Raw genomic sequence first — 14,067 nt, forward strand, 5'->3', positions numbered from 1 at the left:
ATCACTATCAGCAGACCAAAAACCTGCTGGTGAGCTACGACATCAATCCGCTGGGCTTCTTCTGATCCGGCGCGATATCGCGTAACGGCTATCGCGGGCCAGCCTTGCGTCTACGGGATTGCGCACTACCTGTAGAGCAAGGCTTGCCCGCGATGGCGTCTTCAATACCCTCCGACGCCCATGGATGAGTTGCCCGCACATACGGATATCCGTATATTTGACTTCCCGTATATGTCGGTACGACCTCAAAGTGCTGACACTTGCGATTCTGTTGATTACCCTCTCGGCGCGGACACGGCGCTTGAGCCTTCGATATCCGCAAATGCGGAGGGAGCAATCCATGCGAGTTCTGTTCATGTGCACGGCCAACAGCTGTCGCAGCATCCTTTCAGAAGCCATGTTCAATCACCTGGCACCGCAGGGTTTCGAAGCGGTAAGTTCCGGCAGCTTTCCCAAAGGCAAAGTACTGCCGCGTAGCCTGACCACGCTACAACAGTCCGCCATTTCCATCGAAGGATTGAGCAGCAAGGGCAATGATGCCTTTGAGGATAACCCACCGGATATCGTCATTACCGTTTGCGACAAGGCGGCAGGCGAAAGTTGCCCGGTGTATTTCGGCCCGGCGCTGAAGGCCCATTGGGGCCTGGAAGATCCTTCCGACGTAGTGGGTGACGAAGCGGCGGTGGACGCGGCTTTCCGCGCCACGCTTGCGCACATCGAGCAACGCTGCAGGGCGTTCCTCGCCCTGCCCTTCAATGAACTCAGCCGCGATCAACTCAAACGCGAACTGGACCGAATCGGCGCTCTCTGAGCAGGAAGAAACATGTCTGAGCAACTGCCTAACCTTGACCTCTCCCTGTTCGACGACGCAGGCATCACTTTTCGTCCGGGCGAACCCAAGCCACGCATCCTGTTGTTGTACGGGTCGACCCGCGAGCGCTCGTTCAGCCGTCTGCTGGTCGAAGAGGCCGCACGCCTGCTGGAACACTTTGGTGCGGAAACCCGCATCTTCAATCCTTCCGGTTTGCCGCTTCCCGACGATGCACCTGTGGATCATCCCAAGGTGCAGGAGTTGCGCGATCTGGTGTTGTGGTCGCAAGGTCAGGTCTGGTGTTCGCCGGAGCGGCATGGCGCGATGTCGGCTGTATTCAAGGCACAGATTGACTGGATTCCCCTTGCCCTCGGTGCCATTCGCCCGACTCAGGGCAAAACACTGGCGGTGATGCAAGTCTGCGGTGGTTCGCAGTCCTTCAACGCAGTCAACCAGCTGCGTGTGCTGGGACGCTGGATGCGCATGTTCACCATTCCCAATCAATCCTCGGTGCCGAAGGCTTTTATGGAATTCGACGAAGCCGGCCGAATGAAGCCCTCGGCGTTCTACGACCGCGTGGTCGACGTGATGGAAGAACTGGTGAAATTCACCCTGCTGCTGCGTGACCATCAGGGGTTTCTGGTGGATCGCTACTCCGAACGCAAGGAAAGCGCCGAACAGCTCATGGCCCGCGTGAACCAGCGTTCAATCTGAGGTCGTCAAGTTTATCGGTATCAGAGGCGCGCGCTTCGAACAGACAGGCGGCAATCGGCCGAAGCCGCCCGTGGATGGAGCGATGGTAAATGACGGCTAAGCTACCTTCTAGCGTCGGGTTTACAACTCGGGGGGGAGCCAATGAAACGCTGTGCAATGCTCATCGCGATCTGTTTGCTGGCCACGGCTTGTCAGAGCACAAATAATGGCGTCACCCGACTCGACAATTGTGTCTGCTACAAATCGTCCGAGGCACAACATCTGAAAGCATCGCAAATAGCCTGGAACGACCCAGAAACGCTGCAGGAACAGTTCTCGCACTGCATTTGTCGAGCGTTGATTGACCTGAAGGAGGTCGATGATCCCGGTAAGCTCTTCGTGCCTGGAACCGAAATAAAATGAATGTCGCTCGCCGGTAAGAGGCACCAGGGGCGTTGAGAGACGGGCAAGGCATCGACAGGCAAACACCGGGCATTGCTTCCACCGCTCGTCTTCGCCCTCCTCTGTCTGGCAATCGTCGTGCAGCTCTCCCTCTCGCCCGTTGCCTGCCCCTTCACACTCACGCCTGATCCATTGCCTCGACCACGCCCTTGTCCTCACCCAGGAACCCGCCACTCTGATGCTGCCAGAGCCGCGCATAGATGCCGTTCTTCGCGAGTAACTCGGTGTGGGTGCCCTGCTCGATGATGCGTCCGTCATCCATGACGATCAGGCGGTCCATGGCTGCAATGGTGGACAGCCGATGGGCGATGGCGATCACGGTTTTGCCCTGCATCATTTCATCGAGGCTTTCCTGAATGGCCACTTCGACTTCCGAGTCCAGCGCGCTGGTGGCCTCGTCAAGCAGCAGGATCGGGGCGTTCTTGAGCATCACCCGGGCAATCGCGACGCGTTGACGCTGGCCACCGGACAGCTTGATGCCGCGCTCACCCACCAGGGTGTCGTAGCCGGTATGGCCCTGCCGGTCGCTCAGTTGGCTGATGAACTCATCGGCCTGGGCATTGGCCGCGGCGGCACGGATTTGCGCGTCGGTCGCATCGGGACGACCGTATGCAATGTTGTCGCGAATGGAACGGTGCAGCAGCGAAGTGTCCTGGGTGACCATGCCGATGGAGCTGCGCAGGCTGTCTTGCGTCACGTGTGCAATGTTCTGGCCGTCGATGCGAATCTCCCCGCTGTCGACGTCATAGAAGCGCAGCAGCAAGTTGATAAGCGTGGATTTGCCGGCGCCAGAGCGGCCGACCAGGCCGATTTTTTCACCCGGACGAATGTTCAGGCTCAGGCCATCGAGCACCTGGCGCTCGCCATTGTAGTTGAAGCTCACTTTATCGAAGGTTACCGCGCCGCCTGAGGTTACCAGCACACCCGCATCCGGTGCATCCTTGACCTTGGGACCGCGGGTCAGCGTCGCCATGCCGTCCTGTACCGTGCCGATGCTCTCGAACAGCGAGGTCATTTGCCACATGATCCAGTTCGACATGCCATTGATCCGCAACGCCATTGCAGTGATTGCCGCCACGGCACCTGCGCCGACGTCACCCTGGTGCCACAGCCACAGGGCATAACCGCCGGCGGCCATGATCAGCCCCACCACCAATGCCTGGTTGACGATCTCGAACTGGCTGACCAGGCGCATCTGGCGAAAGCCGGTTTGCTTGAAATCCTCCATTGCCGCTCGAGCGAAGTGCGCTTCACGATTGGAATGAGAGAACAGTTTCACCGTAGTGATGTTCGTGTACGCATCCGAGATACGCCCGGTCATCATTGACCGCGCATTCGCCTGTTCCTGCCCGACTTTCCCCAGGCGAGGCACGAAGTACCACATGGCCAGGCCGAACAGCAGAGCCCAGGCAACGAATGGCAGCATGAGTTTCAGCGCGAAGCCACCGGCCAGTGCGATGATCGCAATGAAATACACCCCGATACCCGGGACGATTTCGATCAGGGTGAAGAGCACGTCTCGTACCGCTAGCGCGGTCTGCATCACCTTGGTGGTGACGCGGCCGGAAAACTCATCGGAAAAAAACGACAGGCTTTGCCGCAACATCAGGCGATGGAAGTCCCAGCGCAGCCGCAACGGCAAGTTAATTGCCAATATCTGGTGCTGCACCATGGTGCGCAACGCCACCAGCCCGACACTGGTGACCATGACAATACCCATGCCCCACAACACCCGACTTTCCTGCGCAGCCGCCTCACCGCCTGCCTGCCAGGTCGAGAGCAGGTCCACGACCTGGCCGAGGAAGGAAAACAGCCACGCTTCGTAAATCGATACACCGGCACCGAGCAGCGCCAGCGCAAGGATGTAACCACGCGCTCCCCGCGTACAGGCCCACAGGAAACGAGCCAGGCCGTCCGGTGGCGGTGGCACCTCGTCAGGCGGAAAGGGATCGAGCCTTCGTTCAAACACACGAAGCATGGTGTTCTCCAAAACAGTCAAGTTAAGGAGATTCTGCCATTGAACGGGCGCCTTGAGGGTTTGCAACGTCAAGGTATGGCGTTGTCGGCAGGTTGCCGCCGATGGCGAAAGGTGGAAATCGCGCGCCGGCACCCCGCCGCTGCCAGCCTCATTCGTCCACGCTGATGCCTGATCCTCCCAATTCACCAGGGACATCCTTAAGCTTCGGCACCCCATCCCTGATGCGCAGCGCGGCCTCTTGGTAGTGGACGTGAACACCTGGCGAAAACGCGAGATCCGGGATGACCGCGGCATACACATCGATGAGGCCCATCCCGGGGTGTTCGGTGAAGAGGTGTCCGCCGCAACGCCTGCACCATTTGCGATAACTCTGCGGTGTCTTGTTGAAGGTGCCAATGTCGTCAGCCCCCCGAGTGACTTGCACCGCCTCGGGTTTCCACAGCGTGAAGGCATTGACCGGCGCGGCTGACCACTGTCGACACGACTCGCAATGGCAATAGCCCATTGCCGCCGGCTCACCGCTGACGGTGAATTCGACAGCGCCGCAAAAACAACTGCCTTTGTAAGACCTTTGAATGCTCATGGAATGACTCCTTCATCAGTTAACGCACGTACAGCCGAAGTCGGGACGGATTGCCTGAGGGTTAGCCAGCTTCACTCGTCGACGAAGCGCACCGCCGTCGTCGGCGTGCGTCGCACTTGCAGATCGAAAATGTCGGGGCGCGCATAGTGCCCGCTGACGTCGAGCGCCCGCCGCGCTGGCGCCACGAGTGAGGTGTCGATGTCCGCATACAGAATGCCCGCCTCCCGGTGCAACGGACCGGCTGTGATCCGGCCTTGAGGGTTGACCACCACCGAGTCACCGTCGTTGATCCACTCATCCGGATCGGGAAACAGTTGCAGGCGACCTGGAAAATCATCGGGAATGTCGTTGCCGCGCAGCAAGCTGCCACTGCCGAGCACCCAGCAACGGCCTTCGAGTGCAATGTGCCGCATCGTGCTGATCCAGCCCTCGCCAGTGTCGTAGGTTGGCGCAACGTAGACTTCCACGCCTTGGGAATACAATGAATAGCGCGCCAGGGGCATGTAGTTTTCCCAGCAGATGAGCGTACCGATGCGACCGACGGGTGTATCGACGGTACGCAACCCTGACGCATCGCCGAAACCATGGACCATGCGCTCGGGGTTCGTTGGCATCAACTTGCGATGACGGTTGAGCACTTCGCCATGGGTTCCGATAACGACTACGCTGTTGTAAAGCGTGCCGCCTCCATTACGGCGTTCGCGTTCATTGATGCCGCATACGATTGTCACGGCGTGAGCAACAGCAGCCTCGCACAGTTCGTTCAGGTCACCGCTCGCGATATCAACCGCGTTGGCCAACAGGCGAGTATGCAACTGCCCCATTAGAGCCCCGTCTTTTCCCGCCGCCAGCCGCCAGATCCACGACGGGTAACCTGGAATGAATGATTCGGGCAAAACAATCAACGAGGCTCCCGACGCTGCAGCTTCGCGGACCGATTGCACGGCCTGGGCGATCGTCGCGCTACGATCGAGCAGCACCGGCGGCCGCTGAATGATGGCTATCTTGGTCATGACGTACTCCTGAAACCGTGGCTTTGGCAGGTTTCAGCGTGCACGTCGGGAAACCGCCCGGCTAGTTCAGAATCTGAAGCGTTGAAGTAGCGGAGGGACAGGCGATGGATGAAAGCTATGGTCAGTTCTGTACGGTCGCACGCGGTGCCGAGGCACTGTGCGAACGCTGGACGCCTTTGGTCGTGCGCGAGTTGCTATGCGGCAGCAAGCGCTTCAATGAACTGCACCGCGGCGTGCCACGCATGTCCACCAGCTTGCTGGCACAGCGGCTGCGCCACCTGGAAGATATCGGTGTCGTGCATCGCACGGCCGCAGGCAACGTCTGGGAATACAGCCTGACCGAGGCCGGCGAGGATTTGCGCCCCATCATCATGGCACTGGGCCATTGGGGGGCGCGCTGGATAGGCAGTCGCCTTCGCGATAACGAACTCGACGCGGGCTTGCTGATGTGGGACATACGTCGTTTTGCGCGCATCGAAATGTTCCCGCCCCGGTCGGTGGTCATTCACTTCCGGTTCCGCGACGCGCGGTCCGGTGAGCAAGCGTGGTGGCTGGTGGTTGAACAGGGTGTGGCAGATTTGTGCCGCGACGATCCGGGACGCGAACTCACGCTCGTCGTGGACTCCAGCGTACGAGCATTGACAGAGGTGTGGACCGGCGACCGCACGCCAAAAGAGGTTCTGCGGTCACAGGAATTGCGGGTAGACGGCGCCGTGCAAGACGCAGAAAACTTGTGGCGCTGGCTTGGCACGAGTGCGTTCGCAGGCACCCGGCGCGCTGCAATCCAGCCTTTGCAACAGCCTTAGAGAAACCACGCGTTTGCAGTTCGCTCCTGGCCGTTCTCAGCCGGACACCACCGGCAGAAAACGGCCCAGAAGCTGCTCTCTTTAACGCAAATGCCCGTTCAGCCGATCAACCAGCGGTGACGGTCATGCCGCCATCCGCCATGACCACCGAGCCAACAATGAAGCTTGCGCGGTCCGAGGCGAGAAATGCCACGACTTCGGCAATTTCTTCCGGCTGCGCGGCACGTCCGATGGGAGCGGCTTCACCGTGCTTGGCCAGGAAGCCAGGACCGTCCTCTACCACGTCGTTAAGAATGTTGGTGACAACGTCGCCGACGCCGATGGCATTGACGCGAATGCCATGCTCGATAGCCTCGAGCGCCAGCGTGCGGGTCAATTGGGCCAATGCGCCTTTGGACGCGGTGTAAGCGGCAATGGTCGGGAAGGCGAAATAGGAGGCATAAGAGGCGATATTGACTATCGCTCCCGATTTGTTGGGCATCATCGCCTTGACTGCTTCGCGGCAATGCAAAAAGGCCGCGGTTGCGTTGACTGCCTGGATGCGCTCCCAGTCTTCGCGGGTCATGTCGATGACCAGCTTGTTGATGATAATCCCGGCGTTGTTGACCAGAATGTCCAGTCGCCCGAACGTCTCGACGGCCAATCCGACGGCGCGCTCGGCAACCCCGTCTTTGCTGATGTCGGCTACCAGCGGCACCAACCCGGGACGAGCGAGTGCTTCGACGGCGGGATTGATGTCTTCAGCAATGACCTTGGCGCCACGCGCATGCAGCATCAGTGCGATAGCCTTGCCGATGCCACTGGCGGCGCCGGTGACCAGCGCGACTTTGCCTTCGACTTCGTTGGGAATACGGTGATTGATCTGAGTCATGGTGCTCTCCTGCTTGCAAGCCGGCGAGATATTCGGCGGCCTGGCGCCCGTGAGGCGCTGTAGTTATCGACGGCCTCACTGTCGCGCAATCGGGAGAATCGGGCTTTCGCAGGCTTGCCGTGGCTGTTGGAGTTTTGCGCCAACATCTGAATTTCTGAGGTAGCTTGCGCAATTGCCGATGGGTACCGAGGTTGCGTTACCCTGTTGATGCCAGCCCCTCAGCGCTTTTTTCAATGGAGCCTCGTGTGCGCCAGCCTGAACATGACGACGTGCCACCGATTGATACCCTTCGCATCGCGGCCGAATCGATGCCGCAGCATCTGCCGGGAACGCCGCAGGTGTTGCCGTTGCTCCCGCAGATGCAGGATGTGATGGTGCAGTTGTTCAGCCATCACAGCACCGTAGAGCCAATACTCGTGCCCGCCGTGGTCGAACCCCTGCTGGTATTGGTCCTGACAGGCTCGGCCAAGGTCGAGGAGCGATCCCTCGGTGGGGCTTGGAAAGCCGTCGAGGTGCAGGCTGGCGACTTTTTTCTTACCAATACAAATGAACCCTATGAGATGCGCTGGCAGACCCTGGGCTGCGACACCTTCGAAGTGATGCATCTTTATCTCGGCCTGCCCATGATTGAACAGGCGGCCCGTGATGTTCTGGGCGAGCACAGCGTTGCAGTGACGTTCCTGGATATCTCCGGTGCCCGGGATGAACGGATAAGTTTCATGCTCAATCAGTTACGCCTCGAGTTGATCGAGCAACGCAAACCCAGCCCGCTGTTCGTACACAGCCTGGCTCAGGCGCTGACCGTTCACCTGATACGGCGTTATCTCGATCCGCACAGTACGACCCGACGCAGCAATGCTCTGCAAGCGTACAAGCTGCGTCGCGTTATCGATGCAATGAACGAGCACCTGGCCGATGACTTCAGTCTTGCGCAATTGGCACGAATCGCTGACTTGAGCGACTACCACTTCAGCCGGATGTTCAAGCGTGCCACGGGGCTGTCGCCGTCGCAGTATTTCATCCGCCTGCGCATGAGTCGCGCGCGACATCTACTGCTCGAGACCGAGCGCAGCATCATTGATGTCGGGCTGGAAGTCGGTTATTCCAGCCCCAGCCATTTTTCCCAGGTTTTTCGTCGCGAAGTCGGCGTCACGCCCAGCGCCTACCGCCAAGCGTGAGGTGCCCTGGTCTTGTGCGATCAGTGGATTTTCAAGTTTGCCGCCAGAAAATCCATGAAGGCTCTGACACGTGTGGGCAACTTCCCTCCTTGCCCGACGTAAACCGCGTGCACTTCCGTCTTTGCGCTGGGCACGAAGTCCTCTAGCACCGAAAGAAGCCGGCCATCCGCCAGATCTTGCTCGACCTGGCAAAACCCAACGCGCGCGAGGCCGAGCCCAAGAATTGCCAGATCGCGAACTGCATTGCCGTCACTGGCCCGTGCATTGCCGGCGACGGCCACCGGAATGGGTTGGCCGTCTGCGCTGACGAAGCCCCACTCCATCATCGGTGGACTGAAGGTGAACCCCAGACAGGTGTGGTCCGCAAGATCGGCTGGCGTTTTCGGTATGCCGCGAGCTGCAAGATAGGCCGGTGATGCCACGACAAGGGCTCTCGTCTCGCCCAAGCGCCTGGCCACGAGATTGGAGCTTTTCAGCGGGCCGCTGCGGATGGCCACGTCAGCCCGTGCGCTGATCAGGTCGACAACCTCGTCACTGAGAAAAACCTCCACCGAGACTCCAGGGTGGAGCCGCAAAAATGTCTGCAACAGGGGCAGCAGATACAAACGCCCGATATCGACGTTGCAGTTGACCCGCACGGTTCCCTGCGGTTCGGAGCTCGCCGCGGCCTCCTGCTCGGCCTCATCGAGCGCCGCCAGGATAGTCACGCTGCGTTCATAGAACGCGGCCCCTTCAGGCGTGAGCAATTGCCGTCTTGTCGAGCGATTGAGCAAACGCGTGCCCAAGCGGTTTTCCAGCCTCGAGACCAGCTTGCTGACCGCTGACGGGGTCATCGCACAATGCTTGGCGGCCGCCGTATAACCGCCATCTTCAACGACCCTGACGAACACGTTCATTTCGGCGAAGCAGTTTATGTCCAACCGTCTCATATGAATTCACGTCACAAATTGTATGCCCCAGTACCGGCTATATCTGCCGCGCTGCCACTCATACTCTAATCCAGAGCCTGAAAGGCGCAGGAGAAATTCAGCAAAGACGTGCGGATTTACAGTGGGAGGTTGAGATGAACAGCGAGATGAAACTGATCGTGATTCATGGCGCCAAGGATGAGGAAGGTCTGGACGCTGCGCTGCTGAAATGGGTTTCTGATGTTTTGGCGCAACGTGCCGAGTTCGAGCCTTGGTTTATGGGACCTGCCGACCTCATGGCCAAACCTGACAAGGTGGCAGCTATACAGCGACAGGAAACTCTTCGCCATTTGGCCGATGCTGATGCATTTCTGTTCATCACATCGCAACTGTCCGATGTTTATCACTCCGGGATTAAAGCATTCATTGATCAGGTGTCGGTTCGCTGGCACGCAAGGCCAGTGGCATTCATTGGCTACGGCGGGGCATCGGGTGGACTTTGTGCGATCGATCACCTTCGCCAGGTGCTGTCCGCGCAGCACGCGGTACCTATCAGCAATTACGTGTCCTTCACTGATCCCTGGTCGCTGATCGATGAGGCCGGGCATGTACGACAGACTGATCAAGCCCGGCTGCCCATGGCTCGAATGCTGGTTCAGCTGAACTGGTGGGCAAGCACCCTGAAGGCTGCGAGGGAACAGATGCCGTATGTACTGGTGAGCTAAGCCCCTAAAAAACCTGAAGAAACGTCACTCGATGAGTGACGTCGCTGGTGACGTGAGTGCCGTCTATGTCGGTGCCTTGACGAAGCGGGAACCTCTACAGCCTTTGATCGAATGTTTGATCCAGATCAAATACCAGGGCAGGCAGCGGCGTAGAAAGGAATGAAACAGGCTTTTGCCGTGCCCGCCCTATAAGAACAACGCTGGAGGATTAACCCCATGCTTACCGTCAAAGACCACAATGACCGCGCCGCAGCCGCTTACGCCGCGGTGGACAGCCAGTACTGGATCGAAGCACTCAGGGATGGTCGCCACGTGCTGATCCGGCCACTGACGGAAAAGGACCGCGACCGCGAATATGCCTTCATCAAACGGCTGTCTCCGGAATCCCGGCACATGCGCTTTCTTGCGCAAATCAGTGAGCCCAGCGCCGCGATGCTCGATCAGTTGATGGACACCGACAACAAACAACGCGTGGCCTACATCGCCATGGTCCACGACAACGGTCGGCTGGTCGAGATCGGCATCAGCCGCTACGCCGCCACCAGCGAACAGGTGTGTGAATGCGCCGTCACGGTCGCCGATGAGTGGACCCACCTGGGGCTGGGCACTTTACTGATGGAACACTTGATCAAGGCCGCACGCCATAACGGCTTTCAGCAGATGTATTCGGTAGACGCCGCCAGCAATGCGCCAATGCGCGACCTGGCCAAGGCGTTGGGATTCGAGACATCCAACGATCCCGACGACAGTCGTCAGGTGATCCACCGACTTTACCTGTAAGAACCTGGAGTCATTTCGGCACACCACTGTTCGATGACCTACCGGAGTACAGTCATGGCTGATCAATCGCGTTTCATGCTGGTCGTCCCACCTCTGATGCACAACAGTCCCGCCTTTGACCGGGCTGCAGCATTGGCCAAAGCGTCGCAAGCAGCATTGCACATCGTGGCGTTCGATTACCTCGAAGGGCTGGCGACTGCCGGGATGGTTAATGAACAAGCGCTGGATCAGATGCGGCTGGGTTATGTCGAGCGTCATCGCCAGTGGCTTGAAGACCAGGCACGCCCCATGCGCAAGATCGGTGTGCACGTCACCACGGAAGTGGTCTGGGTAGAGCGGCCGTTGCAAGAGATCCTGATTCATCTCAAAGAGCAGCCGATGGCCGCCTTGATCAAAGCCCTGGAGCACGAATCGCTGCTGTCGCGCCTGATGTTTACCCCACTGGATATTCACCTGCTGCGCGAATGCCCGGTCCCCCTGCATTTTGTCAGCCATATGCATCACGCATTGCCGCGCAAAATTGTCGCTGCCGTAGACCCTTTTCACAGTGATGACCAATACAAGGGTTTCAACGACAGGATCTTGTGTGAGGCGTCCAAACTGGCCATCACCTGCAATGCGCAGCTCGACGTGGTTTACGCCCATGATCTTTCATCCATCAGTGCAGATGAATTCGGCTTCAGTAATGGCTCGGCGTTTTTTTCTTCGAGCAAAGCCAAGACATTGTTCGACTCACAAGCCGATGCCTTCCGCGAGCTTGCGCAGCGCAACGGTATTGAACCGGAATGTCAGCACATGATCCTGGGCGATCCGGCCAAGGTGCTTTGCAACTATGCGCAGGCCTATGAAACAGACGTGATCGTCATGGGACGCGCCGGTCACCGCGCCATGGAACGCTTGGTGGGCAGCACCATCGAACGCGTGCTGTACAAGATGCCGTGCAGCGTGTGGGTGGTTCAGGAATAAAATCCAGGTTGGATCAGCGGCCAATGCCGACGTCTCAATAACCCGGAAACTCGTCGCGATAGCACACCGGCGAGCTGGCCTCCTGGTATCGATCCAGCTCGTCCTCCAGCCATCGGGCGAGTACGACGGCGTGGTTTTCCAGCAGGTTTTGAGCGGCAAAAACCAGCGTGAGCGTGCCGGTTTGTGCATATCCCAGAAGCGCCCACCAGTGTTCCGGGCGAGCGATCAGTTGCTGGCGATAGGCCGCGCTGAATTGGCCGAAATCCACTTCACCGGCGGTAAATGCCTTGTGCAAATCAATCGAAGGCGCGACGTCGGGCAACCATTGGTCCAGCGGCAACGAATCCCTGGAGCAATGTCGCGGCCACTCTCGATCAACCAATATCCGTCGCCCGTCTTCGCCCCTGGCAGGTTCGCCTGCGCGTTTGCATTGGATCATGGCGTCTCCCCTCTCCATTCCCGGGGGCTGACACCGGTCTTGCGGCGAAACGCCCGGGCCAGTGCCGATGGGCTTTCGTAGCCAACCTCTTCGGCGATCAGGGCAATGGGCTTGCCCTCGCGCAAGCGTTTCTGCGCCAAGCTGATGCGCCAGCTCACCAGATAATCCACCGGAGCCTGGCCGACCACGCGCTTGAAATGTTCGGCGAAGCTGGCTCGCGACATGTTCGCCGCCACCGACAATTCGGCCACGCTCCAGGGCTTGCCCGGAAACTCATGCATAAGGTTCAAGGACCGCGCCAGGCGTGGATCGGCAAGGCCGGCCATCATGCCCGGCTGTTGATTGCGGCTGCTGAGGATGTGGCGCAACAACAGGATCACCACCAGTTCGAACAGTCGATCCATCACCGCTTCCCGACCGCAGGTGCCAGCGAAGGCTTCGTCGAACAACCATTGCAGGGTGCTGGCCAATGTGGGGATTTCATCGAGTTTCAGCACCAGGAAATCCGGCAGCGCGGCGGCCAGGGCATTGCCAGCCCCGCCATCGAAATCCAGGGATGCACACACCAACTGCGTGCCGAACGAATCGGGGGCGAACAAGCGGTGACGATAAGGTCGCGGGAAAAAGATCAGCGTTGGCTCGCGCAGGTGCAGCTCTCGTTCGTCTGCCAGTTTGAGCGATAACTCGCCCGCCTGAAGCAGATGCACATGGCCGCACGCCTGGCTGCCATCGAACGCCGTCGTGCCGCAAAACGTGCCGCTGTGAAAGGTGCCGGCGTTGACGCCGAAATGGTTGAGCAACGTGGAAAGGCGATCCATGGGAAGCTCCCGAAGCTGTTCTGGACGATCTGTCGCATATCGTCGACGATTTGCAGCCAATTGACCAGCATGAATCACTAGCATGGACTACGTACCCAGCGCATGTCGCGCTTCAATCCCGGAGAATCACCATGACTCGTATTGCCTCTGTCAGCCTCGAACAAGCTACCGACGCCACCCGCCCATTGCTGGAAGGCGTACAAAAGAAAATCGGCTTCCTGCCCAACGTCTTCAAGGTGCTGGCCCATGCGCCTGCCGTCCTTGCCTCGTACCTGCAAAACTCGGCGGCGCTGAGCAAAACCTCATTGAGCGCCACGGAAAAGGAAGCGATCTACCTCGCCACCTCGCAGGTCAACGGCTGTGATTATTGCCTGGCGGCGCACACCGTGTTTGCCGGCAAGGCCGGGCTCACCCAACAGGAGATCCGCAGTGCGCGAATCGGTCAGTTGGACGCTTACGCCCTGCTTGCCCAGCAGATTACCGAAAGCCGTGGCCAGCTCACCAGCGAACAGATCGCTTCTGCCAGAGCCGCAGGCATCAATGACGCGAAGATCATCGAAGTGGTCGCCCATGTGGCCTCGCAGACGCTGACCAACTACCTGAACAACGTCGCATTGACCGATATCGACTTTCCGGCCATCGACGCCTGATCAACCCATTGCGGAGATAACCAGCATGAACACCGTGACCCTTTACACCACCGACACCTGCCCATACTGCCGCAGCGCCAAATCACTGCTGGCCGGCAAAGGCGCGACGATGCAAGAGATCAATGTCCAGCGCGAACCGGGAAAGTTTGAAGAAATGCTCAGCCGAAGCGGCCGGCGCAGCGTGCCGCAGATTTTTATCGGCGACACGCACATCGGTGGTTTCGATGACCTGGCCAAGCTGGATCGCCAGGGAGGGTTGATGTCGATGCTGGCATGAACACACCCCCCTGTGGGAGCGAGCCTGCTCGCGATGGACGTTAACGATAATGCGCGCTGTCTGAATAAACGTATTGTCCTTGAGCCCATCGCGAGCAGGCTCGCTCCTA

At 59.1% G+C, this 14,067-nt stretch carries 17 protein-coding genes; 10 read left to right on the forward strand and 7 right to left on the reverse strand.

Annotated elements, in window-relative coordinates:
- Positions 1-340: 340 nt before the first annotated feature.
- The 3 genes from D8U73_RS02545 (at position 341) to D8U73_RS02555 (ending at position 1,927) form a co-directional block, all read left to right on the forward strand.
- Positions 341-811: an arsenate reductase ArsC gene (locus tag D8U73_RS02545; protein ID WP_130903644.1), complete on the forward strand. Its 471-nt coding sequence runs from the start codon at positions 341-343 to the stop codon at positions 809-811.
- Positions 812-823: 12 nt separating this feature from the next.
- Complete coding sequence (gene arsH, locus D8U73_RS02550; RefSeq protein WP_056853728.1) at positions 824-1,525, forward strand: arsenical resistance protein ArsH; 702 nt, start codon at positions 824-826, stop codon at positions 1,523-1,525.
- Positions 1,526-1,681: 156 nt separating this feature from the next.
- Complete coding sequence (locus D8U73_RS02555) at positions 1,682-1,927, forward strand: hypothetical protein (protein ID WP_241668494.1); 246 nt, start codon at positions 1,682-1,684, stop codon at positions 1,925-1,927.
- A gap of 157 nt (positions 1,928-2,084) precedes the next feature.
- Here D8U73_RS02555 and D8U73_RS02560 read toward each other — a convergent pair whose 3' ends face one another.
- The 3 genes from D8U73_RS02560 to D8U73_RS02570 all read right to left on the reverse strand — a co-directional run bounded on the left by D8U73_RS02560 (position 2,085) and on the right by D8U73_RS02570 (position 5,540).
- Positions 2,085-3,944 carry an ABC transporter ATP-binding protein gene (locus D8U73_RS02560; protein WP_056853730.1) on the reverse strand — a complete coding sequence of 620 codons (1,860 nt, stop codon included), beginning with the start codon at positions 3,942-3,944 and terminating at the stop codon, positions 2,085-2,087.
- A 148-nt stretch (positions 3,945-4,092) separates the two neighbouring features.
- Positions 4,093-4,527, reverse strand: a complete 435-nt coding sequence (locus tag D8U73_RS02565) for a GFA family protein (RefSeq protein WP_056853731.1) — start codon at positions 4,525-4,527, stop codon at positions 4,093-4,095.
- A 71-nt stretch (positions 4,528-4,598) separates the two neighbouring features.
- Entirely contained in the window at positions 4,599-5,540 is a 942-nt protein-coding gene (locus D8U73_RS02570) for a carbon-nitrogen hydrolase family protein (RefSeq protein ID WP_130903645.1), read from the reverse strand.
- A gap of 104 nt (positions 5,541-5,644) precedes the next feature.
- Between D8U73_RS02570 and D8U73_RS02575 the strand changes: the two genes are divergently transcribed.
- Positions 5,645-6,346 carry a helix-turn-helix domain-containing protein gene (locus D8U73_RS02575; RefSeq protein ID WP_056853733.1) on the forward strand — a complete coding sequence of 234 codons (702 nt, stop codon included), beginning with the start codon at positions 5,645-5,647 and terminating at the stop codon, positions 6,344-6,346.
- 106 nt (positions 6,347-6,452) lie between these two features.
- Here the strand turns inward: D8U73_RS02575 and D8U73_RS02580 are convergent, their stop codons facing one another.
- Entirely contained in the window at positions 6,453-7,217 is a 765-nt protein-coding gene (locus tag D8U73_RS02580) for an SDR family oxidoreductase (protein ID WP_056853734.1), read from the reverse strand.
- Positions 7,218-7,450: 233 nt separating this feature from the next.
- Here D8U73_RS02580 and D8U73_RS02585 point away from each other — a divergent pair, with 233 nt between their 5' ends.
- The gene (locus D8U73_RS02585) at positions 7,451-8,395 is read left to right on the forward strand and encodes an AraC family transcriptional regulator (protein WP_130903646.1); all 945 of its coding nucleotides are present in this window, start codon (positions 7,451-7,453) and stop codon (positions 8,393-8,395) included.
- A gap of 20 nt (positions 8,396-8,415) precedes the next feature.
- Here the strand turns inward: D8U73_RS02585 and D8U73_RS02590 are convergent, their stop codons facing one another.
- Positions 8,416-9,324, reverse strand: coding sequence for a LysR family transcriptional regulator (locus tag D8U73_RS02590; RefSeq protein WP_130903647.1), 909 nt, complete (start codon positions 9,322-9,324; stop codon positions 8,416-8,418).
- Positions 9,325-9,458: 134 nt separating this feature from the next.
- On the opposite strand from D8U73_RS02590, the gene D8U73_RS02595 reads away from it, so the two are divergent.
- The 3 genes from D8U73_RS02595 to D8U73_RS02605 all read left to right on the forward strand — a co-directional run bounded on the left by D8U73_RS02595 (position 9,459) and on the right by D8U73_RS02605 (position 11,774).
- Complete coding sequence (locus tag D8U73_RS02595; protein ID WP_130903648.1) at positions 9,459-10,028, forward strand: NAD(P)H-dependent oxidoreductase; 570 nt, start codon at positions 9,459-9,461, stop codon at positions 10,026-10,028.
- A gap of 216 nt (positions 10,029-10,244) precedes the next feature.
- Entirely contained in the window at positions 10,245-10,808 is a 564-nt protein-coding gene (locus tag D8U73_RS02600; RefSeq protein ID WP_056853738.1) for a GNAT family N-acetyltransferase, read from the forward strand.
- A gap of 54 nt (positions 10,809-10,862) precedes the next feature.
- Positions 10,863-11,774: a universal stress protein gene (locus D8U73_RS02605; RefSeq protein ID WP_056853739.1), complete on the forward strand. Its 912-nt coding sequence runs from the start codon at positions 10,863-10,865 to the stop codon at positions 11,772-11,774.
- A gap of 34 nt (positions 11,775-11,808) precedes the next feature.
- Here D8U73_RS02605 and D8U73_RS02610 read toward each other — a convergent pair whose 3' ends face one another.
- Together D8U73_RS02610 and D8U73_RS02615 are read right to left on the reverse strand one after the other, a co-directional pair.
- The gene (locus D8U73_RS02610; RefSeq protein ID WP_130903649.1) at positions 11,809-12,213 is read right to left on the reverse strand and encodes a DUF488 family protein; all 405 of its coding nucleotides are present in this window, start codon (positions 12,211-12,213) and stop codon (positions 11,809-11,811) included.
- Positions 12,210-13,031: an AraC family transcriptional regulator gene (locus D8U73_RS02615; RefSeq protein WP_056853741.1), complete on the reverse strand. Its 822-nt coding sequence runs from the start codon at positions 13,029-13,031 to the stop codon at positions 12,210-12,212. The genes D8U73_RS02610 and D8U73_RS02615 overlap by 4 nt, the downstream gene beginning before the upstream one ends.
- Positions 13,032-13,162: 131 nt before the next feature.
- Here D8U73_RS02615 and D8U73_RS02620 point away from each other — a divergent pair, with 131 nt between their 5' ends.
- Together D8U73_RS02620 and grxC are read left to right on the forward strand one after the other, a co-directional pair.
- Entirely contained in the window at positions 13,163-13,681 is a 519-nt protein-coding gene (locus tag D8U73_RS02620; protein ID WP_056853742.1) for a carboxymuconolactone decarboxylase family protein, read from the forward strand.
- A 25-nt stretch (positions 13,682-13,706) separates the two neighbouring features.
- Positions 13,707-13,958 (forward strand): glutaredoxin 3, encoded by a 252-nt coding sequence (gene grxC / locus D8U73_RS02625; protein WP_056853743.1) that lies wholly within the window; start codon positions 13,707-13,709, stop codon positions 13,956-13,958.
- Positions 13,959-14,067: the final 109 nt, after the last annotated feature.

The sequence above is a fragment of the Pseudomonas sp. Sample_22 genome (genome assembly GCF_004307635.1).
GTDB lineage: Bacteria > Pseudomonadota > Gammaproteobacteria > Pseudomonadales > Pseudomonadaceae > Aquipseudomonas.